Source organism: Flavobacterium sp. PL002 (assembly GCF_054165825.1).
Window position 1 is genome coordinate 1,399,594 of the sequence record NZ_CM135110.1, and the last position, 23,454, is coordinate 1,423,047.

Here is a 23,454-nt window from a genome sequence, read left to right on the forward strand (position 1 = left end):
AACTGATAACTACATTTACGAAATTAAACAGCTTAAAGTTTTACAAACTCATTGCAAAATAACCACTTATCGAAGAGACTAAAAAAGAAAGCCGATTAACTACTTTTATACTCGTCAAACAACACCAAAAAATCATGTTTAAAATTTTTATATTAATTTTTTTATACCTATATAAAAATATAGTATTAAATTAAACATGTAATTTCGCACACCATATATTTGTGATTTAATTTATTCCAACAATGAAAGAGACCTACACTATAAAAGATGCGCTAAAAAAAATAGAACATTACTGCGCTTACCAAGAGCGTTGTCATGAAGAAGTGGAGTCTAAACTTCGTGCAATGAAAATGGACTCACATGAAATTGACCAAATCATAGCACATTTAATCAAAGATAATTTCTTGAATGAAGAGCGTTTTGCTCGCAGTTTTGCTCGTGGCAAACACCGCATTAAATATTGGGGAAACATCCGAATTACGAATGAACTGAAATTCCGTAAAATAAATCAGCGCTTAATTAGCACGGCACTAAAAGAAATTACTCCCGAAGAATATTATGAAACTTTCGAGAAATTAGCGTTGCGAACTTGGGAAAATACTAGGGAAACAAATTCCATGAAGAAACGAAAAAAAGTTTGTGATAGTTTATTGCGTAAGGGTTTTGAAAGTAATTTGGTCTATGAAAAAGTGAAGGAATTAGAAAACAAGGATTGATTTATGTTTTGTAAATGGCCGTAACTTATCGACCAACTGTTCTTGGTGTTAACTATTGGCACGCGGATGACACGGATTTAGCGAATTAAAAACGGATTTTTCTTGTTTATCAAAGGGATTGCAGTTGATATATTTGTTATTCTTACTTTTTAATAATGGCACACAGATTTCGCAGATTGAAAACAGATTTTTCCTTGTGAAATGGAATAAATCTCAAATTGAAGGTTCCTAACTTTGGCTATTGGAACGCGGATTTAACGGATTTTTCTTGTTTATCAAAGGGATTGCAGTTGATATATTTGTTATTCTTACTTTTTAATAATGGCACGCGTATTCCACAGATTTAAGTGGATTTACTTTTAAGAAAATTGTAAATGACATTGAACTAAAATCGTCTCATTTCTGTCAGTTCGAGCGGAGTCGAGAACCGTATTAGCAAACAGCTCTCTATCGATAGACGGTGTACGCTACAATTATTATAATTACTAAATCTTAAACAAAACTCGTTTAGCACCTCGATTTTAAGAAAACTTTTGTTTCACTAAAGAGCAATTACAACATCTATTTACAACTATGCTATAACGAAAGTAGCACACTCACCGCATTACCTCCAAAACCTACTGCGTTTACTAATACTTTTTTAATGGGTTTAGTTTGTTTTTGCGCTTTAGCAAATGGGACGCTGATGAAGGTATTGTGTTGCATCATCATGATAGCCAACTCTAAACTTAGTAACCCTGAAGCGCCAAAAGTATGTCCGATTTTCCATTTATTGGTGGTCAGTAAAGGCAGGCTTTCGCCAAAAACTTTTTGGATTGCTCTATACTCTGTTAAATCCCCTTTTATGGTTCCGGGAGCATGCATAACAATAGCACCTACATCTGATAATTCAATATCTTTTAAAGCCATTTTCATGGATTTTTGAAAACAAGTGGCTTCTGCAGAAATGGATATGTTGTGTTCCAGAACCTCTGTAGCGTAACCAATGCCTTCGATAAAAGCTAATGCGTTTTCTTTTTTCCCTATTTCTAGACAACAAACTGCTGCGCCTTCACCAAGAATCATGGTGTTTTGTGTTTTCTCTAAATCTAATGCACGATTTGGATACGCATCATCTGACCTTGAATAGATTTTTAAAGCACGCATTTGCGCGATGGTAAAATCGGTTAAAGGGGCTTCACTGCCGCCAACCAAAAACTTATTGACCATACCTGATTTTAACCAAGCAACACCGTTTAAAACAGCGTGCAATGCAGTAGAACAAGTAATAGAGTGTGAAATTTCGGGGCCAGAGCTTTGTAAATCATGCGCTATCCAAGAGGAAATATTCCCCAGAGTAGTTGTAGGCGAAGCCAATGTTTGCGCTTTTCCCGTTTCTAGATATTCTTGATGGTGTTTTTCGAATAATTCAGTGGCTCCACGTGACGAACCAATATTGATTCCGAATACATCATCAGTTGTCCAAGCTGCTTGCTCAACCGCTTTGCGAGACGCTTCCATAGCATATAGCACCGAATTGTCTAGAAACTTATATTTAGGATCTGAATGTTTTAATAATTCAATTTTAGCAATTGAATCTTCATTTAAAGGCGCTACAAACGTTGGGGCTTTATCAATGTTTTTTTGAGTAAAACAATGCTGGTCGTTCAGGTAATGGTCCCAAATTAATTTTGGGTCATTACCCAATGGAGATAGAGACGAGAGAGCGGTAATGGATATTATTTGTGACAAGGTGTATTATTTTATTACACGAAGATTCACAGAGAATTTTCGCAGAGATTCACAAAATTCAAATAGAGAAATCAGCTTGGCTAAACGTGACATTTTCTCCTTGTTTTATTTTGTGCAATTATTTATAGTTTAACAGCAAAGGTCGCAAAGTTTTTCGCAAACTGTACAACGAATGCTACCAAATAATGCGTTTTTAGAATTGAAATCCTTATTTGATTCAGCACTTATTGCTTTTTAGCCCTGATAGCAGTGGAAATCCTTTACCGCCGTTCTTTAAGGCGGTAAAGATTGCAACGAATAGCAGGATTAGCTCCAAATTAAACTATATCAAGTGCTTGTTCGACTACTTGATATATTTTTTCTAATTGTACATGACTGATGATATACGGTGGCAAGATATACACGATATTTCCCACTGGCCTTAAGATTACGCCATTCTCGATGAAGAAATCGTAGAGTTTGTTTCGCAAGCTTCCATAGTAACTTGCTGCTCCTTCTGTCTTTATTTCTAAAGCAAAAATAGTTCCCAGAACACGAGTGGTTTTAACCTTAGCATGCTCCTTAATTTTTGCTTGAAAGGCCAAGTGATTGGCGTTGACACGAACTAAATTAGCTTGCATTTCGGGAGTTTTTAACAACTCTAAACTCGCTAATGCAGCGGCACAACCCGTAGGATTAGCTGTAAAAGTATGTCCGTGAAAAAGGGCTTTATTAATATCTTCGTCATAGAAAGCATCAAAAATATCTTGCGTAAATGTGGTAATCGCCATAGGGATAGTTCCACCAGTCAATGCCTTAGACAAGCACATCATGTCAGCAGTTTCATTGACGTAATCCATGGCAAAGGTCTTGCCTGTTTTTCCAAAACCAGTCATCACTTCGTCAGCAATGGTCAAAACATTATTCTCTTTGCAAATTTTTATTAGATTCCCTAGCGCTTCCGGTTCATGCATGACCATTCCTGCAGCACCTTGCACTAAAGGCTCAAAGATAAAACCAGCGCAATTGTTCTTTTTGATTTGCATTTTGAGAGCGTCATAACTTTCTTGCTCGCGTCCTTTTGTTGGTGCCGGAATTCGAACCACGTCAATAAACATCCCTTCGAATGCCTGTGTATAAAAGGAAATTCCGCTTGCCGCCATAGCAGCAAATGTGTCTCCGTGAAAGGCATTTTCGAAAGCTATAATTGTGGTTCGTTTTTCGCCTTTGTTAAAAAAGAATTGCAAAGCAACTTTGATTGCTACTTCTACAGCCGTTGAACCATTATCAGAAAAGAATATTTTTCTTTGGTTTTCAGGTAATATTTCGATTAGCTTTTCACCAAGTTCGATTGCTGGCTCATGCGTAAATCCACCAAAAAGCACGTGTTCTAGCGTAGTTAGCTGCTTGTAAATCGCATCAGCAATGTATTTATTACTGTGCCCGTAGGGATTCACCCACCACGAAGCGATAGCATCAATATATTCTTTGTTGTTTTCGTCCCAAAGCAAAGCGCCTTCTCCTCTTTTAATAGCGATAGGAAGCGCAGCTGTTTTATGTTGTGTATAAGGGTGCCAAAGGTATTCTTGATCTCTTTCAGAAAGCCCCTTAACCCCCGAAGTGGGAATAGTTGTAGTACTCATATTTATAATTTCAAAAGGTTTTCTCTAAATTGATCGGCGTAATCCTTAATTACATTTTGATCAAAGTAAGGTTCTTGTTCGATGCGACCGATACAATTAATTCCAGTTTTGGATAAAATTATGGACTCAGTAGCTTGATTTTGTTCACCACTGAAAATAATTCCAGCAATTTTGATCTTGCGGTTTTGCAATGCTTCAATCGTTAACAAAGTATGGTTGATACTCCCCAAATAATGCCTTGAAACAACCACTACTTTATAATCTGGAGCAATTAAATCGACAATAGTATCTTGATTATTTAAGGGTACAAATAAGCCTCCTGCTCCTTCTATAACCAAATGATTTTCGGTTTCTGGTGCGACAATCTTAGCTAAATCAATTGTTAAACCGTCAATTTTAGCGGCTAGATGTGGACTAGCTGGCGTGTTTAACTTATAGCTATTAGAATGAATAACCGTTTTATCGTTACTGATGTATCGTTCAATTTTATGACTGTCCGAATTATCAAGGTCACCCGCTTGAATGGGTTTCCAATAGTCGGCCTGTAGTGATTCTGTTATAATTGATGAGGCAATCGTTTTGCCTACATCAGTTCCTATTCCTGTTACAAATATTTTCATTACTATCTATTTTCACAAAAGTAAAAAACCCATCGTTAAGATGGGTAATTTATTAGTCTTCTTTTAATTCATCGATTAATTTTCGGATTTCTTTGGCGTATTTTCCGTAATAATATTCTACCCAACATTCGGTAATGAATCCCACAAATAAAATTGATGAAGTAATTATAATTAGTATGGTTACCAAAACCGTATTATTAATATCCGTAATTTTCAAATCAGGCTTTGAATACATTACGAAACCTAATAAAAACATGACCATAAAGGGCATTAAAGCAAATGTAAATGTTTTATACAATTCCATATTCAGACGAATATCAAAATACGTTTCATACAAACTATCCTTTGTATTTAAAGTCACCTTATCCAATCTTTTGTAAAACAAGAACAATTTTAGTAAATAATATATTGAAACTGCAGCAAACATACTGTAAACAAAATAAAAGGGAGTAAGCCATTTAGCTATAAATCCATGTATCACAGGAGCGAAACCTATTAATATTACTGCTAAGGTTTGAAAAATGAGTTCATTTTTAAGATTCTTTTTAATCTTATCTAGCGGCGTATTAGCCGATTGAATTTTTTCTAAATTAGTTGGAACAATTACCTTATTAGTATTTTGTTTGTCCCAAGCATTTTGCATATCGTTAAAATCCATATCCTTGATTTTTTATAATTTCTTTTAATTTTTCTTTTGCTCTGTTTAATTTTACTCGAGCATTTCCTTCTGATATTCCAAGATTGTTTCCAATTTCTTTATGCGAAAACCCTTCTAATTGATAGAAAATAATAGCTTTGTCAATTTTTTCCAATTTTTGAATTGCCTTATAAAAATGTTCCATCTGACTCTCTTTTATCTCTGAATCACCTTCCTCTTCTTTTATATTTTCAGACACTATTGGATATCTATCAACCTTTCTTTTTTCTTTTTTCAAGAAAACGATAGCTGTATTAATTGCTACCCGATACATCCAAGTCGAAAACTGACTTTCATTTCGGAACGAATCATACGATTTCCATAGTTGACAAATAATCTCCTGAAATAAATCTTGTTGATCGTCATGATTATCCATGTACATCTTAGAAACTTTATATAAAATCCCCTTATGCTTTTCAATGCGATTTAAAAATTCTGGCTCTCTTTCTTTCAAAACAATACTACTTCATAATTGGTTTAACCGTGTATCCCGCTTTTCTTAATAAGTTAATTACACCCAAATCACCTGCTAAATGAGCTGCACCAACAGCAATAAAAGCACTCTGTTCTTTTACTATATTTGGCAGGTTTTGAACCCAATTAGCATTTCTTTTGTCTAACATTTCGTTTTTGGCTAAGGAATTCATAATTTTTATATCTGTTAAGCTGTTATAAACGTCTTGAATATGTTCTTTTTTATACTGTGAAACCGTATTAGCTGCCTCAGTTTCATTCATGTCCTCAAACATTTTAAGCATTTCATCATTAGTATATGCTTTTTCAAAAATAGCTATTTGGGCTTTTATCGATTCAAAACCAGCTACCTCCATACCGCGCTCCTTTGCCTTTGCAATAAATTCCATTTCATAAAATTTTAAGTCCGTACATTTAAAGCTTTTCATTAACACTAAACTCATTACTGTTGTCAAACTGTAACTATTAACTTGCTGTACTGACAATCCTGTCCTGCTTTTTAAAATAGCCTCTAATTTAGAAAGCTGATCTGGGGTTAATGTTTTATCTAAGGTTTCTTTCCCCATAGCCATTTGTTGCGCATCAGCCAACTCCTTTGGATCAGCTAGATTAATTTCTAAAACTAATTTATCCGAAACATCAAATGCTTTTTTCACCTTTTCAGAAAGGAAATAATCTTCTGAACAAATCATGTGAATCGTACCATATAAATAAGAAGTTTTGCTTAATCCTTTTCCTGATATTTCCCACAAAAGTGAATTTTCTAAGGAAGTACTTTTCGTTTGTGCTTGGCTTGACAAACTCATTAAAATTATAAATGCTGCTACTACTGATTTGAATAAATTTTTCATTTTTTTATTGATTTTGATTGTTGATGATTGAAACTCTTTTTTATTTTCCAATTGTTAATTTGATTACGAGTCGTAAGTAAGCAATCCATCAAAACGTTACAAAAAAAAATAATTTTTAAAAAATGAGTGATAGCAGGACTTAGGAAAATAATTTTTTCTATCGAAAAATGAATAATTTGAAAATACTAAAAAACAAAAGCAGTTAAGGAATGCAAAAGTTCAGAAATTTGATTTTTAGTATTATAACTATGTAAACAAAAACGGAGTCGCTCTTGTCCTTCTGGAACTGTGGGAGATAAAATTGCTTTTACATTAAAGCCACTATCTTGAAACTGTTGGGCAATCCTTTTCACTCTTTCATTGCCAGGAATTATAGCGGACTGTATTGCTGATTTAGATTGCACAAACATTGGTTTTAAACCTAATAACATTTTTTGTTGGTTGAAATGAACAATATTCGATCTCAACTCAGCTAAGCTATTAGTATTAGCATCTAGAAATTGATATGCGTGCAAAATTGTAGCTACAGCATGCGGTGACATTCCTGTTGTGTAAATAAAGCTACGAGCAAAATTTACTAAATAATGTTTTAATTCATTTGAACCTAGGATAGCTGCACCGTGGCAACCGAGACCTTTACCGAAGGTCATGATGCGGGCAAAAACTTCCTCTTGCAATCCCAACATTTGAACCAAACCTTCTCCTTTATCACCAAAAACACCTAAAGCATGCGCTTCGTCTACAACCAAATAGCAATCGTGTTTTTTACAAACGACTACTAACTCTTCGAGTTGGGGTGTATCTCCATCCATTGAGAAAACACTTTCGGTAACAACGTAAATATTTGTTGTTTTATGCCGCTGTATAAGCGTCTCTAGCTCTTCAAAATCGTTGTGAGTAAATTTATAAGCTTTTGCATTAGATAGCTTGATTCCGTCTCTAATTGAAGCATGGCAGAGTTCGTCATACAAAATCAAATCCCCTTTTTGAGGCACACTACTGAAAAAACCAACATTTGCATCATAACCCGAATTAAAAATCAAAGCAGACTCGGATTGATGAAATTGAGCAATGTAATCCTCTGTTACTTGATACAACGGATGATTTCCAGAAATTAACCGCGAGCCTGTCGCCCCATTTTGAAAATACTTATGGTCGATTAAAAATTGATGCGTTTGATTAAAAATGACTTCTGATTGAGAGAATCCTAAATAATCATTTGATGTAAAATCAATTAGATCACTTACATTAGGTAATTTTCTAAGCGCATTTTCGCTGTTGCGAACATGAAGTTTTTTGAGAAGATTTTCAGGTAATTTCATGCCATCAAAGTTATGAATTATTGTGCAAAATAAGCAGTTATCTTCTAGCCCAGATAGCAATGAAAATCCTTTTACTTTTTTTCTTTAAAAAGTAAAAGATTGCAATGGATAGCTGGAATAGCTCCTAAATAAAAAAGCCAAACATAAATGCTTGGCTTTAAATATATAATATTGTGAAACGTTTTAGTCAGCTAAAATGATCACTTTATTGTCTTTCATTTCTAACGTTCCAGAAGAAATCGCTAGTGTATAATTTTGATCATTAATCTTTGTGAAGATCGCTGATGCTTCTTTACTTAACTGGAAAGATGGAGCAGATATACTCACGATTCCTTTTTCAAGTATTGAAACTATGGGCGCGTGATTATTTAATATTTGGAAGCTACCATCAACACCTGGTACAGCTACTGAAGTAACTTCTGCTTTAAATAAAGATGCCTCTGGTGATACTATTTCTAATAACATATTTTTGTAGTTAAAGGTTTAAAAGCTTAAAGTTTAAAGTTGCTTGTGAACCTTAAACTTTAAACCTTAAACTATTTTTTAAGCTTCTGCTAACATTTTTTCTCCAGCTTCGATAGCTTCTTCGATAGTACCTTTAAGGTTAAAAGCTGATTCTGGTAAGTGATCTAATTCACCGTCAATAATCATATTAAATCCTTTGATAGTATCTTTGATATCTACTAAAACTCCTTTTAATCCTGTAAACTGCTCCGCTACGTGGAAAGGTTGAGATAAGAAACGTTGTACACGACGTGCTCTAGAAACTGCTAATTTATCTTCTTCAGATAATTCTTCCATACCTAAGATCGCAATAATATCTTGCAATTGCTTGTATTTTTGAAGAATTTCTTTCACTCTTTGTGCGCAGTCATAATGCTCATCACCAAGAATTTGTGGTGTTAAGATACGAGAAGTAGAATCTAACGGGTCAACAGCTGGATAAATACCTAGCTCAGCAATCTTACGAGACAATACAGTTGTTGCGTCAAGGTGAGCAAACGTTGTTGCTGGTGCTGGGTCAGTTAAATCATCCGCAGGTACGTATACCGCTTGTACAGATGTAATAGATCCTTTGTTTGTAGATGTGATACGCTCTTGCATCGCTCCCATTTCTGTAGCTAATGTTGGTTGGTATCCCACTGCAGATGGCATACGACCTAAAAGAGCCGAAACCTCTGAACCTGCTTGAGTAAAACGGAAGATATTATCAACGAAGAATAATACATCTTTACCTTGATCAGTTCCTGCACCATCACGGAAATATTCAGCGATAGATAATCCAGAAAGTGCTACACGAGCACGAGCTCCTGGTGGCTCATTCATTTGTCCGAAAACGAAAGTAGCTTTTGACTCTCTCATTCCTGGTAAATCTACTTTAGATAAATCCCATCCTCCATTTTCCATAGAGTGCATGAAATCATCACCGTATTTTATAATACCTGACTCTAACATCTCACGAAGTAAGTCATTTCCTTCACGTGTTCTTTCTCCTACTCCTGCGAATACTGAAAGTCCACCGTGACCTTTTGCGATATTGTTGATCAACTCTTGAATCAATACTGTTTTACCAACACCGGCTCCACCAAACAATCCAATTTTACCCCCTTTTGAGTAAGGCTCAATTAAATCGATTACTTTAATACCTGTGAATAAAACTTCTGACGAAGTTGATAAATCTTCAAATTTAGGAGCTTGACGGTGAATTGACATTCCGTTTACACCAGTCTTAGGTAATTCAGGTAAACCATCAATTGCATCACCAATTACGTTAAACAAACGTCCGTAAACATCTGCTCCAATTGGCATTTGAATTGGGTTCCCAGTACCTACTACTTCATAACCTCTACTCAAACCATCTGTTGAGTCCATTGAAATGGTACGAACAGTGTTCTCTCCGATATGAGATTGTACTTCAAGTACCAATAGAGTACCATCTTTTTTTGTGATTTCTAATGAATCATAAATTTTTGGAAGTTCAACATCTTTACCGTTGAAAACTACATCAACTACTGGACCAATGATTTGCGCAACTTTTCCTATTACTTTTGACATTACTTATGTATTTATTAAATAGCTATTTAGGTTTATGAAATATGCCTAACCGAAACTTATCGTTTAGACCCTTTTTTCAAAGTGCAAAGATAATTTTTTAAAATAAAAAATCAATTATTTTTTTGATAAAAATCAGCAACTATTAAATGAATCTCAAAAAATCACATTTAAAATAGCCAAATACCTGCATTTCAGTACAAATAAAAACCACCACGTCAAAAAAACGGGTGGCTTTATTTTTATCTTTTGATCAAAATTTATTTAATTACTTTTGGATATAGTATAGGAAAAAGACTTAAATCTATTTTTTTCAATGTAGATCCATATTTTTCATTAATTGCTGTACTAAATTCATTTGCGATTAAAGCATAACCCATAGGACTTGGATGTATTCCATCTAATGAAAAACCACCTCCTGTTACATAAGTTGAAGTTATTGTAAAACCATTAGACGCAAAACCACCTGTTGACAATTGAGTCATAATTGCCTTAGTGTCAACAAAAGCCAATCCTTTTGCATCTGCAGCCGCTTTAATAGTAACATTATAAGCATCTGTAGCCACCTTGATCTCATTGATCTCAGTAGGGATCAAAACATGAGCATCTTGTAAAGGAAATGTAATTCCAAACTTATTTAAAGGAGAAGGCGGCGCCATACCTACACCAGAATTAGCAGCTGTTGGAGCTGTTCCAATAACTGATTGTGTTGGCAATAAAACTAAATCAGTAGCGGTAGCTTGACGCGCTTGACCAAAAACAGTACCGTAAAAAGCGGCTGTTTGCGCACCTAGTGATGCTGAAAAAGCAGCTGTTAATTCATTCGATAAATTAGGCAAAGACTCATCTTTAATTAATAATGGATTCGCAGCAGTAGCAGACAATAAGTTGATACGATCACCAGCACCAAATGCAGTCAAAGCTTCTTTTAAAGGACCATATAGCAATGAATTAAGTTGCCCAACAGTTGCTTGTCCTGTAGCAAGATTCCCAGCACCAAGTACTGAAGCAGTTAAAGGATTATAAGGAACGGTTTTAAAATAAGGCAAGGTATTAACATAAGGTAAATTAGCCACAACACCTTTAGCTCCATTAGCCGTTAAACCGTCAACTAAAGTTGAATAAACAGCAGTAAAGACATTAGGGTCAGTTATATCATTCCCTCCGTAAGTTGCTAGATTTGTATTACCAGTTTGATTTACGCCAATTCCACCAGAAGTAGCATAACCTAATACGTCATTACCACCAATCCATAAAGTAAAGAAAGTAGGCGCTTGCACTAAAGCATCTGCTATTACAGTTGAAGTATTTGAAGTAGCAAATCTTGCATAATAAGGATTTGCTGTTCCAGTAGCTACACCTGTTAAATTCCCATACCCAGGAGCTACTAAATGATAACTTTTTGCACCCGGAACTCCTAAATTATTAAATGGGCCCGTAATACGATTTGTCACTTCTGTAGTAGGCACTCCATCAACAGAAGCTGGACCTGTCCCATTAAAATACAAACGAACTGCCGCTATTTGAGTACCACCATATAACAACCCTCCAATATTATCAGACGCCAAAGGAGTCTTAAATTCCCCTCCTCCTGCTTCAACAAATTGCCCCGCTAAAAGATTAGTGTACGCACCTTGTTGCCCCTTAATAAAAACGGAACCGTCACTATACCCAGCTGCAAAGGAATCCCCTAGGGCTACATATTTTGTAAAGTTTGCCGAACCCGAAGTTGCGGGCACATTAACCTCAGTAGCAACATTGTCGTCACTACTACATGCCACAACGGTTAAAGAAACCAATAAGAGCAATTTTAAATTTTTTTTCATTTTAAAAGTTTTTATTTTATTAATTATTACTACTTGTTTATGGAGTAATGGTCCATGACGCAAAATATTGCTGACCAATTAAACCAGCGCCCAATACCTGAGCATATTCCTTACCACCTATGTTTGCAGCACCAATTTTTAAAGTAGACTTTAATTTAGGAAAACTATAATTCACTTGAGCATCAATAACTGTTGCCGCATCAATCATACCATCCACCATTGAAGACTGCCATAAATATGAGCTACTCCATCTTCCACTAATATTAAACCCAAAGTTATCAAATAATTTTTCATTACCAAAAGATGCTTTAGCTCTATGTTTAGGTGTGTTAAACCCTGCTTCAAAACTGGCATCTTGAGATTGATCGAAATTAAATTCAGCATAATTGTAATTTACACTTACTTCGAAATCTTTATAGACTTTTTTAGACAAACCTAAACCAAAACCTAAAGATTTAATTTCTACATCTGTATTTGTATATAACTGATACGCTCTATAATCTCCACCTTTAAGAGCTGCAACAGTTTGAAAACCTGTATCAGCTGGATTAACTACAGTACTGGGATTATCTTGCACGATTCCGTAATAAGGAGCTACAACATTTAAATTACCAATAAAATCATTATATACATTGTAGTACCCATTAATATCCACTGAAACATCACTTATATACGAACGGTAACCTAACTCAAAAGCTTTTACCTGCTCTGGTTTAACATAATTTACATTTGTTTTTTGCAACAAACTAGCATTTCCTGTTGCAGAAAAAGCGCCAACAGAAGCTGCGGTATACGAATTGTTATATGCATTAAGCCCCGTTAAAGTTACTGTATTTGATCCTAAAATCAACTGCCCGAAATCAGATATTTTTCCACTTCCATCAATATCGTCACCTCTAACTTCAGAAAATCTAGTTAAATTATCTGGAGCTGACCCTAACAAAACCGCGCTACCTACGTTAAAACCAATGTATTGATCTTGTGTAGATGGATTTCTAAAACCCGTTTGAAACGAAGCTCTAAAATTGTGCTTTCTACTTTCACCACCCGAATACACAAACGAAATCCTAGGTGAAACATTACCATCAAAATTCTTTGATTTATCATAACGTATTGATCCTGTAAATTTTAAACGATCATCTAATAACTTTTTAGATAATTGCGTATAAGCACCGTACTCATTATAATAAATTGGTCCATCAGCATCAGTATAGATTCTACCAAAAGAATTCAGTTCATATTGACGGTAAGACCCACCAACTTGCACCTCTGCAAATTTTATTAAATCTTTAAAATTATAATTAGCATCAGAATGGTAGATTTTAGAATTATCAACCAATTTAGAACCATTAAGAACACTTTCCCCAGCAATTACTTTATTAAATGCATTCTTAAAAGCTTGTGTACCCGGCATCAATCTAGTCCCTCTTGGATCATTTCCATTTACATTAGGTGTTAACACCAATCCCCCTATTAAACCTGTTGGACTAATATTGTAATCAGCAAAATTTCTAGCACCAGCATGCGCTTCTGCAGCCACTTGACCCGCGAGTCTAGCATTTGCAAATGCATTACCGTAATCAGTAAACCAGTTTTTATCTGACTTCCATTCCCTATTCACATTTATACCTGTAAACAACATATCATACGAATTACCTCCATCCTCAGTGGTAGTATACCCTCTTACGAAGAAGTTTTTTCCTTTTATTTCCAACTTATGTTGTTGCATAAAAAAATTATTCAAGTAATACCTATTAGCCCCTTGATAAACTGCGTTACCATAACCAAATTTACTTTGCCAAATTACTTCGAGATTCTCATTTCCAAAAGGTCTATAATGTAAAGAAAAATCAATTTTGGTATTACTTGCCTTGTTATCGGTAAGATCCGTTTCATTATATCCTGTTCTTGAAATTTTCTCAGTTGGTAATGTTGGAGCAGAAATTATAGTAGCAACCTCATCTCCATATACATTAATACCATCGTAACCATAATGACTTCTATCTCTTCCTGCAACTGTTTTATCGTTAGTATTCGTGGCATACCAGTCCGTACCACGCATGTAAGTAAAATTAGCTTTAGCTGCTAATTTCGGACTAAAAGCATGTGCCATGCGTATTCCGTAATCTACATATTCATTATTTCCAGCTGCTTTTTGAGAAGTTTGCCCAAATTTTGCATAAGCAGTAATCCCTTGGCTAGTAAACGGACTTTTGCTTGTCATGAATAAAATACCATTAAAAGCATTTGCACCATACAATGCAGATGAAGCACCCGGCAAAAGCTCCACACTCTGAACATCAATTTCAGAAATACCGATCATATTCCCCAATACAAAGTTCAATAGTGGAGAAGCATTATCCATCCCATCAACTAATTGCATAAAACGAGTATTGGCTACTGTAGCAAATCCTCGAGTGTTTATTGATTTAAAAGACAAACTACTCGTATTCATTTGAACTTCTTTCATATTCTCCAGACCATCATAAAAAGATGCAGAAGCTGATTTCTTTATATCAGCAACACTCATTCTTTCAATCGTCACAGGAGACTCTAAAACACGTTCAGGAGTTCTAGACGCCGAAACAACAATCTCATTAAGCAGGTTGTCTTCTTCACTTAAGACAACTTTGACTTTTTGATTATTACTAGTAATATTTACCTTTTTTGCAACAAAACCAATACTTGAAATTTCAATAGCAAAAGGGAAACTTTTTGTTGTTTTTAAAACAAACTTACCGTCAAAATCAGTCACTGCTCCAACTGAAGCACCAACAATTTTAACATTCGCTCCAACAATAGCTTGACCCCCACTCTCTAACACAGAACCTGATATTGAATTCTGAGCAAAACTGAGGCTGCAGAAAAACAATGCTAACAAAAGTAAATTAATTTTCATTTGGTTGTTTTTAATGATTAGTACAGCCAAAATACAAATAATATTCATATTATCAGTAAAACAGTAAATTAAATAAACATATTACAATAAATATAGACTTTTTTAACACTAAACTATAAATATTGTTTTTATATTATAATTAGTTATTATGTTAAAAAATTACAATAAACTATGCACGCATAAGAAAATGAACTAAATATTGAATTAATCATAAAAATGCATCATTTGACTTCATTCCATAAAAAAAGCGAGATAAATATCTCGCTTTTCAAATTTATAATAAAATACTGTTTATTCAACAGTTACTGATTTTGCCAAATTACGGGGTTGATCCACATTACATTCTCTCATGACAGCGATGTGATAAGACAACAATTGCAAAGGTATTGTAGTAATTAGAGGCGAAAGTGCATCAGACGTTTCTGGAATTTCGATAACAAAATCAGCTAATTTACGCACCTCAGTATCTCCTTTGGTTACGATTGCTATAATCCTTCCGCTTCTGGATTTTATCTCTTGAACATTACTTACAATTTTGTCATAATGACCTTGCTTTGGAGCAATAACCACTACCGGCATATGTTCATCAATCAAAGCAATAGGACCATGTTTCATTTCGGCTGCAGGATATCCTTCAGCATGAATGTATGAAATTTCTTTTAATTTTAAAGCACCCTCTAAAGCTACTGGAAAATTATAACCTCTACCTAAATAAAGACAGTTTGGTGCATCAATAAATGTTGCAGCAATTTCCTTAGCAATATCATTAGTAGTTTCTAAAGCTTCTTTAACTTTCTCAGGAATTAACTCTAACTCCTGCAAATACATGTGATAGTCTGAGTGAGATAACGTCCCTTTGGCCTTAGCCAAACGCAAAGCAATCATTGTTAAAACAGTGATTTGAGTTGTAAAAGCTTTTGTTGAAGCTACTCCAATCTCAGGACCTGCATGTGTATAAGCTCCCGCATGAGTTTCTCTAGAAATGGAAGAACCAACTACATTACAAACACCAAAAACAAAAGCACCTTTTTCTTTAGCTAATTTAATAGCTGCCATAGTATCAGCAGTTTCTCCAGATTGAGAAATTGCAATAACCACATCCTTACGTCCTATAATTGGATTTCTGTATCTAAACTCAGACGCATATTCTACTTCAACAGGAACCCGAGCAAATTCTTCAAAAATATACTCAGCTACTAAACCAGCATGCCATGATGTACCACATGCTACAATAATTATCCTATCAGCATTTAAAAATTTCTCAAGATTATCTTCAATACCTGCCATTCTAATAATACCTTCATTAGCATGTAATCTCCCTCTGTAAGTATCTTTAATTACGCTTGGTTGTTCATAAATTTCTTTAAGCATAAAGTGATCGTAACCACCTTTTTCAATTTGCTCTAAATTCATTTTTAGTTCCTGAATGTATGGATCAACTAAAGAATCATCTTTAATTTTCCTAACTTTCATTTGCTTATGAAGTCTAATATTAGCCATTTCACCATCCTCTAAATACACTGCATTTGAAGTGTATTCAATAAACGGAGAGGCATCAGAAGCAATAAAATACTCCCCTTCACCTATACCAATTGCTAATGGACTTCCTAATCGAGCCGCAACAATTTCGTTTGGATTTTTTTTATCGAAAACAGCTATTGCATAAGCTCCAACAACTTGATTTAATGCTACTTGTACTGCTTTTCCTAACTTAAGCTTTTCTTTTCTTTGAACCTCTTCAATAAGATTTACTAAAACCTCAGTATCGGTATCAGAATGAAAAACATAGCCTCTTTTTATTAATTCTTCTTTCAATGGTGCATAATTTTCAATTATCCCATTATGAATAATCACTAAATCACCAGAATTAGATACATGAGGGTGTGAATTTACATCATTAGGAACACCATGCGTAGCCCATCTTGTATGACCGATACCTACTGTACCATTAGTAGTTATTTCTGTAGTTGCTTTTTGCTCTAGATCAACTACTTTTCCCTTAGTCTTGCAAAGTTTAATAGCCTCACCATCGTAAATCATTACTCCAGCACTATCATAACCTCTATATTCTAGTCTTTTTAAGCCTTTTATAACAATAGGATAAGCTTCTCTATAACCAATATATCCAACAATTCCGCACATATTTTTTTAATTAGATTTTGTATAATAAATTTCAAGCTTCAACCTTTTCTTGTCGTCAACAACAGGAGAAGAACCATATAAAACAACCCCTTGCGGACTCATTACTGATGCTTTAGCTACCTTTGAAATTGTAGTATTAGCTGTTTTCAAACTACTTGATGTAATAACATTAATATCTTGAGTTACCACCAAACCTAATTTAACATTAGTTGAATCAGTGTTCTTAACAAGGTTTCGTATTTGATTTGTAATTCTTATTTTATAATAATTATCAGTCGCTGATTCTGTATTCAAAATACCGTCATATATCAACTTTCCATTTTGAGACGTCGTACCTGTAGTAGGGTCAAAACCATAATCTACAATTGCTCTACTATTATTTAAATCATAAAGATAAACTCTGTTTACTTTATTTTCATTTGCAATAGCATCATCAACATGGAAAACTAGATTCGCTTCATTAATCAACCAACCACTTGCTCTAATTACATCTATTTCATCTGCAACACCATTAGGAGCTCCAGTCTTACCATCAACTCCATAAAGATCTTTACCAAAAAGTTCTATAACAGCCATTGAACCTTCTCCTCCTTTTAAATACAACTTGTCATCACCAACTGTTTTATTAATATTACTCACTGATGTAGCATTAGTATAACTAGCCTTACTGTTACTTTCTTGCAATAAACTCACCGTATTACCGGTAAGATTAAGCACAATAGATTTATCTACCCTAGTCTCATCAGTCGCAGAGGTGTTTTCTTTATAATTAACCGTAATTTTACCTTTTGTAAAATCAAGAACAGCTAAACTTGAAGGACTCGATCCTGATTTTTCTACTTTAAAATACAAACCTCTAAAATATTCTCTAAAAACATCATTAGTAGCTAATTTACCGCTAGCGATAGCATCCATGATTTTTGTTTTAAAGAAAGTAGTATTAAGATTTAAACGCATTCCAGGAGCTTCTCTTGTAACAACTTCTACACCATCTTTAGTTTCTGATTTTTTATATTGAGCAGCACTAAATACGAACTCATCATTTTCACTTGTGATACCAGAATCATTCAACCTTGTCCCAACTTTAGCAACATCAAAAGCAGCATTTTCGTTCGTATAATATTTTTGTACTTCACTAAGACTTGTCGTAGGATCTAAGGTTCTCATAAAATAACCAGATTCATAAACACTTAGTTTTATTTTACCATCACTTGGCCCATAGATAGAAGATAGCTCATAAGTTCCATCACCACTAGAAGCATCAGTAGAAACTAAAGTACTTGTATAAGGAATCGTTAATACCACACTCTCAATAACAGGATTAACGCCTAGCGTAGGATTTGGACTAGCTAAAGAAATTTGCGTAGCAAAATTTGCAATATTAGTACCAAAAGCTTCTGTTTCATAAATACCTAAAGCATTTACAGCAAGGTTTTGAGACTCTACTGGGCTCACTTTTTGATTATAAGCAACCACACTTGCGGTATACTTATCAAAACCAAAATGATTATCACCTATCAATCCGTCACCAATAGAATTATAATCTTTATCACAAGAATATGAAAACACGACTAAAACTACTAGAAGAATTTTCTTAAAAAAAGAATTATTGAACATATAATAATAAATATTTAAATTTTACAACGCTTCGTTATTATAAAAATTGCTATACGCTTCTGCGAAAGCATCTTTAGCGACGAAAGGTAAAAAAGGTTTTCCTGAAGATTCTATATATTTTGTTAAACTTGGAGAAAGCCCTTCTGAAGCAATAATTACCCCATCAGAATGGTCTATGGTTGCTTTTATTATACTCTCATAATCTGGATTTTTCAATCCTTCAATAGCGTCTAATGGCACACCGTCAAGTTGTATTTTATTAATCATTTCAGCATCTAAAGTACCTTCAAAAGATTGACTATAAACTGATGTTATGATTTTTGTATCGGAAAATAAAGCTTCATTTTTATAATAATGCTTCATGTAAATAGGCAACATCGCAGCCATCCAACCATGAACATGAATAATATCAGGAACCCAATTCAGTTTCTTAACTGTTTCAACCACTCCTTTAGCAAAAAAGATCGCACGCTCATCATTATCAGCATACATTACCCCTTCTTCATCAGCAAAAGTTGCTTTACGCTTAAAGTATTCATCATTATCGATAAAGTAAACTTGAATGCGCTCTTTTGGGATTGATGCCACTTTAATAATTAAAGGCATATCCAAATCGTTCACTACCAAATTCATACCTGAAAGCCTAATCACTTCATGTAATTGATGTCTTCTCTCATTTATATTTCCATATCTTGGCATGAAAATCCTTATTTGTCCTCCCTGATCATTAACCATCTTGGGTACATCATAAGACATTAAAGAAACTTCATTTTCAGCTAAATAAGGCACCACTTCAGATGATACGTATAATATCCTCTTATCTTTCATATTGTAATTTGCTTAGTTTATTGGTAATAAAAACCACGCAAAATTACAAAAATTTATGCAGTTATTAACTAATATATTATGTTTGCATATAATTTAAATAAAATAACGATGCATATTTTCAATGGAAAGGCCGATTTAATAGCACATTTGACCGCTATTAATACCAGTAATTCTACTATTGGTTTTGTTCCAACTATGGGTGCAATTCACAAAGGACACCTATCTTTACTGCAACAATCACTTTCAGAAAACGATACTACTGTAATCAGCATTTTTGTAAATCCCACGCAATTTAATAACCCCGAAGATTTACTAAAATACCCCAGAACTCTTGAAGAAGATGTACAGAAAATAGCCACTTTAAATAAAACAATTCTAGTATACGCTCCTACAGTGGCAGATATTTATGACAAAAAAATTAGCTCTGAAGAATTTAATTTTGATGGATTAGAGCACCAAATGGAAGGGAAGTTTAGACCTGGACATTGGGACGGCGTAGGAACTGTAGTAAAAAAACTATTTGAAATTGTTAATCCTACAAATGCTTATTTTGGAGAAAAAGACTTTCAGCAATTGCAAATTGTTAAGAAAATGGTCGAAAAAAACAAACTCTCCGTTAACGTAATTGGATGCAGCATCTTTAGAGAGCCTTCAGGCCTAGCAATGAGTTCTCGAAATGAAAGATTAACACCTGAACAAAGAGAGGAAGCTGCTTTTATTTACAAATTACTTCAAGAAACAAAAGAAAAGTTTCAAGAACACACAGCACAAGAAGTAACAAAATGGGTGACCGATAACTTTGCTGATAAACCTTCGTTTGATTTAGAATATTTTCAAATAGCCGAAGAGGATAGCCTTTTACCTTGTGAAACAAAAATAGAAACAAAAAAATACCGTGCTTTCATTGCTGTTTTTATGAATAAAGTCAGATTGATCGATACGATTTCATTAAATTAAATTACTTTTGTAGCATGCAAATTCAAGTATTAAAATCAAAGATCCACAGAGTAAAAGTTACTGGAGCCGATTTAAATTATATCGGTAGTATTACTATAGACGAAAACCTTTTAGAAGCTTCAAATATTATTGAAGGTGAAAAAGTTGCTATTGTCAACATCAATAACGGAGAACGTTTTGAAACTTACGCTATTAAAGGTGAAAGAAATTCTGGCGAAATAACACTTAATGGACCCGCAGCTAGAAAGGTTCAAAAAGATGATATTATTATTATTATCGCTTACGCCACTTTAGAATTTGAAGAAGCAAAAACTTTCAAACCTTGGATAATTTTTCCAAATGAAAAAGACAACTCATTAACATAAAATAGTTCTTAGAGAACATCCAATTATCCCCATTAAAAAACTATTTTTGATGGGGATTTTTCAATAATCGTATTTCCCAACTATAAAGTAATACCTTAAATCCAAATTATAAAGACAACCAATATGTATTTCAAATAAAGTATTATATTGGTAACCATTTACGTATTTTTTATTATCTAAAATTAAACAAATGAAAAACTATTTTCTATTACTATTCTTTTCTTTAACCGTATTTTCTCAAAAAAAAATTGAAGCTTTTAAGTCTGTTAGCCTAAACGATACAAGAGAAATTAGCATCACACTTCCTGCATCTTACGAAAGTAACACAACAAAAGAATACCCATTATTAGTTTTACTAGATGGACAATACCTGCACGATCCTTTTTACGGCGCCATTAATTATGCCTCATATTGGGATGACTTACCTGAAATAATTATTGTTACCATAAATCAAAACAACAGCAAACAAAGGCAAGAAGACTGCGCTTTTGATGAAGCCGATGGCTTACCTACAAAAAAAGCTACTGCCTTTTTCAATTTCATTAGCTATGAATTATTACCTTATATCGAAGGTAAATATAGAACCGCTCCTTTTAAAATTATAGCAGGGCTTGATACTACAGCAGGTTTTATAAATGCTTTTTTATACAAAGACAATCCTATTTTTAATGCTTATATTTCCCTAAGCCCAGAACTAGCTACTGAAATGGAATATTATGTTGCTGATAAATTAAAGGCGGTAAAAAAACCTATTTTTTACTATCAAGCATTAGCATCTGGCGACATCAAGCAAATGAAAGGTCCCATTCAAAAATTAAATGAGAACATAAAAAAAATAGAAAACCCTCAGCTTAATTATAAATATGATGAGTTTAATGCGTCACATTATTCTTTAGCACTTTACGCGATTCCGAATGCTTTGTATCAAATATTTGATGTTTACAAACCCATTTCATCAGCTGAATTCAATGACAAAATTGTAATTCTACAAGAAGGACACACTGATTATTTGATTAACAAATACGATATCATTAACAATAAACTAGGATTAAAAATCCCAGTTAGAATTAATGATTTCAAAGCCATTGAAGCCGCAATCCTAAAAAACAACGCATACTGGGAGTTAGATAAATTAGCTGAAATAGCTGATAAAAACTACCCTAAATCAATGCTTTCATCTTATGAATTAGGTTTAATGTTCGAAAAAAAGGGTGACCAAAAAAGAGCCGCAAGGTATTACCAATTAGCTTCACAAATGGAACCTATTGGCGACCTGACAAAAGACATGATGATCGATAAATATTACGATATAACACACCAAAAAGAAGAACCAGATGGCAAAAGTAAAAACTAGTTTTTTTTGTCAAAGTTGTGGCGCCCAATATGCAAAATGGCAAGGCCAATGTAACTCTTGTAAAGAATGGAACACTATTGCCGAAGAAATAATTCAAAAAGAAGAGAGAGTTGCTTGGAAAACTGAATCTACAACACAAAGTAAAGCGCCAAAACCGCTAAGAATAAATGAAATTGATGCTACTCAGGAAATCCGAATGGATACTACTGATGCAGAATTGAATCGTGTTTTAGGTGGCGGAATTGTTCCTGGATCATTAACGCTTCTAGGAGGTGAGCCTGGCATTGGTAAGAGTACTTTACTATTGCAAGTCTCTTTAAAATTACCCTATAAAACGTTATATGTTTCGGGTGAAGAAAGTCAGAAACAAATAAAAATGCGCGCCGAAAGGATTACGCCTACCAGCGACAATTGTTACATTCTTACCGAAACAAAGACACAAAATATCTTCAAGCAAATTGAAGCGATCCAGCCTGAAATTGTAATTATAGATTCGATCCAAACATTACATACTGATTATATTGAATCGACTGCGGGAAGCATTTCTCAAATTAGAGAAACCACTGCTGAACTAATTAAATTTGCTAAAGAAACAAACATTCCGGTAATTCTAATTGGTCACATTACTAAAGATGGAAATATCGCTGGTCCAAAAATTTTGGAACACATGGTAGATACCGTATTGCAATTTGAAGGTGATAGGAATCATGTTTATCGAATATTACGCTCGTTAAAAAATCGTTTTGGCTCCACAGCCGAAATTGGAATTTACGAAATGCTTGGCAGCGGATTAAGAGAGGTCTCCAACCCTTCCGAAATATTAATATCGCACAAAGACGAAGAACTTTCTGGAACAGCAATAGCCACAACTTTAGAAGGCATGCGCCCATTAATGATTGAAATACAATCCTTAGTAAGCACTGCAGTTTACGGAACACCACAACGAAGTACCACAGGTTACAATGCCAAAAGATTGAATATGATTCTAGCTGTTCTCGAAAAAAGGGCTGGTTTTAGGCTTGGCGCCAAAGATGTCTTTCTAAACGTAACCGGCGGAATATCAGTAGACGATCCTGCGATCGATTTAGCAGTTGTTGCGGCTATTTTATCCTCTAATGAAGATATTCCTGTAAATAAAGATTTTTGCTTTGCCGGAGAGGTAGGTTTATCTGGTGAAATTCGCCCAGTCAATAGAGTGGATCAACGCATTCAAGAAGCAGAAAAACTAGGTTTCTCTACCATTTTTGTTTCTAAATACAATAAAATCGCATTAAAAAACCCAGGTATAAAAATTCAACTAGTTACTAAGATTGAAGACATAGCAAGCATGCTTTTTGGGTAATAACTCTATGGAAAACAAATAAAACAACAGCTGACTATT

Annotated in this window: 19 protein-coding genes; 5 read left to right on the plus strand and 14 right to left on the minus strand. The window is 34.2% G+C overall.

The genetic code is table 11. The annotated features are described in order from the left end of the window. The first annotated feature begins 242 nt into the window (after window positions 1-242). The gene (locus ACVEGE_RS06155; RefSeq protein ID WP_192499758.1) at window positions 243-716 is read left to right on the plus strand and encodes a regulatory protein RecX; all 474 of its coding nucleotides are present in this window, start codon (window positions 243-245) and stop codon (window positions 714-716) included. A 576-nt stretch (window positions 717-1,292) separates the two neighbouring features. Here the strand turns inward: ACVEGE_RS06155 and ACVEGE_RS06160 are convergent. The 14 genes from ACVEGE_RS06160 to ACVEGE_RS06225 all read right to left on the minus strand — a co-directional run bounded on the left by ACVEGE_RS06160 (window position 1,293) and on the right by ACVEGE_RS06225 (window position 19,397). Then, window positions 1,293-2,447, minus strand: coding sequence for a beta-ketoacyl synthase N-terminal-like domain-containing protein (locus ACVEGE_RS06160; protein ID WP_192499759.1), 1,155 nt, complete (start codon window positions 2,445-2,447; stop codon window positions 1,293-1,295). A gap of 317 nt (window positions 2,448-2,764) precedes the next feature. Continuing rightward, window positions 2,765-4,069, minus strand: coding sequence for an adenosylmethionine--8-amino-7-oxononanoate transaminase (gene bioA / locus ACVEGE_RS06165; protein WP_192499760.1), 1,305 nt, complete (start codon window positions 4,067-4,069; stop codon window positions 2,765-2,767). A 2-nt stretch (window positions 4,070-4,071) separates the two neighbouring features. After that, window positions 4,072-4,689: a dethiobiotin synthase gene (bioD, locus tag ACVEGE_RS06170; protein ID WP_192499761.1), complete on the minus strand. Its 618-nt coding sequence runs from the start codon at window positions 4,687-4,689 to the stop codon at window positions 4,072-4,074. 52 nt (window positions 4,690-4,741) lie between these two features. After that, window positions 4,742-5,347, minus strand: a complete 606-nt coding sequence (locus ACVEGE_RS06175; RefSeq protein ID WP_192499762.1) for a hypothetical protein — start codon at window positions 5,345-5,347, stop codon at window positions 4,742-4,744. After that, the gene (locus tag ACVEGE_RS06180; RefSeq protein ID WP_173855499.1) at window positions 5,337-5,840 is read right to left on the minus strand and encodes an RNA polymerase sigma factor; all 504 of its coding nucleotides are present in this window, start codon (window positions 5,838-5,840) and stop codon (window positions 5,337-5,339) included. Before ACVEGE_RS06180 ends, ACVEGE_RS06175 begins: the two co-directional genes overlap by 11 nt. 7 nt (window positions 5,841-5,847) lie before the next feature. Then, complete coding sequence (locus tag ACVEGE_RS06185) at window positions 5,848-6,711, minus strand: TraB/GumN family protein (protein ID WP_192499763.1); 864 nt, start codon at window positions 6,709-6,711, stop codon at window positions 5,848-5,850. Between the two features lie 185 nt (window positions 6,712-6,896). Next, window positions 6,897-8,033: an aminotransferase class I/II-fold pyridoxal phosphate-dependent enzyme gene (locus tag ACVEGE_RS06190; RefSeq protein WP_192499764.1), complete on the minus strand. Its 1,137-nt coding sequence runs from the start codon at window positions 8,031-8,033 to the stop codon at window positions 6,897-6,899. Window positions 8,034-8,216: 183 nt separating this feature from the next. Further along, window positions 8,217-8,498, minus strand: coding sequence for a FoF1 ATP synthase subunit delta/epsilon (locus ACVEGE_RS06195; RefSeq protein WP_173838899.1), 282 nt, complete (start codon window positions 8,496-8,498; stop codon window positions 8,217-8,219). 78 nt (window positions 8,499-8,576) lie between these two features. Beyond that, the gene (gene atpD, locus ACVEGE_RS06200) at window positions 8,577-10,088 is read right to left on the minus strand and encodes a F0F1 ATP synthase subunit beta (RefSeq protein ID WP_173838900.1); all 1,512 of its coding nucleotides are present in this window, start codon (window positions 10,086-10,088) and stop codon (window positions 8,577-8,579) included. A gap of 257 nt (window positions 10,089-10,345) precedes the next feature. After that, a complete protein-coding gene (locus tag ACVEGE_RS06205; RefSeq protein ID WP_192499765.1) occupies window positions 10,346-11,911 on the minus strand; it encodes an SGNH/GDSL hydrolase family protein in 1,566 nt (521 codons plus the stop codon). Between the two features lie 37 nt (window positions 11,912-11,948). Continuing rightward, window positions 11,949-14,810: a TonB-dependent receptor domain-containing protein gene (locus tag ACVEGE_RS06210; RefSeq protein ID WP_192499766.1), complete on the minus strand. Its 2,862-nt coding sequence runs from the start codon at window positions 14,808-14,810 to the stop codon at window positions 11,949-11,951. A gap of 291 nt (window positions 14,811-15,101) precedes the next feature. Next, a complete protein-coding gene (glmS, locus tag ACVEGE_RS06215; protein WP_192499767.1) occupies window positions 15,102-16,952 on the minus strand; it encodes a glutamine--fructose-6-phosphate transaminase (isomerizing) in 1,851 nt (616 codons plus the stop codon). A 6-nt stretch (window positions 16,953-16,958) separates the two neighbouring features. Continuing rightward, window positions 16,959-18,569, minus strand: a complete 1,611-nt coding sequence (locus ACVEGE_RS06220; RefSeq protein ID WP_173855493.1) for a DUF4270 domain-containing protein — start codon at window positions 18,567-18,569, stop codon at window positions 16,959-16,961. A gap of 21 nt (window positions 18,570-18,590) precedes the next feature. After that, entirely contained in the window at window positions 18,591-19,397 is an 807-nt protein-coding gene (locus ACVEGE_RS06225) for a glycogen/starch synthase (RefSeq protein WP_173853835.1), read from the minus strand. Window positions 19,398-19,475: 78 nt separating this feature from the next. Between ACVEGE_RS06225 and panC the strand changes: the two genes are divergently transcribed. The 4 genes from panC (at window position 19,476) to radA (ending at window position 23,415) form a co-directional block, all read left to right on the plus strand. Then, on the plus strand, window positions 19,476-20,354 hold the full coding sequence (panC, locus tag ACVEGE_RS06230; RefSeq protein ID WP_192499768.1) for a pantoate--beta-alanine ligase: 879 nt from the start codon (window positions 19,476-19,478) through the stop codon (window positions 20,352-20,354). Window positions 20,355-20,368: 14 nt separating this feature from the next. Further along, a complete protein-coding gene (gene panD / locus ACVEGE_RS06235) occupies window positions 20,369-20,719 on the plus strand; it encodes an aspartate 1-decarboxylase (RefSeq protein ID WP_173853837.1) in 351 nt (116 codons plus the stop codon). A 190-nt stretch (window positions 20,720-20,909) separates the two neighbouring features. Beyond that, complete coding sequence (locus ACVEGE_RS06240) at window positions 20,910-22,073, plus strand: alpha/beta hydrolase (RefSeq protein ID WP_192499769.1); 1,164 nt, start codon at window positions 20,910-20,912, stop codon at window positions 22,071-22,073. Further along, complete coding sequence (gene radA, locus ACVEGE_RS06245) at window positions 22,054-23,415, plus strand: DNA repair protein RadA (RefSeq protein WP_192499770.1); 1,362 nt, start codon at window positions 22,054-22,056, stop codon at window positions 23,413-23,415. The genes ACVEGE_RS06240 and radA overlap by 20 nt, the downstream gene beginning before the upstream one ends. Window positions 23,416-23,454: the final 39 nt, after the last annotated feature.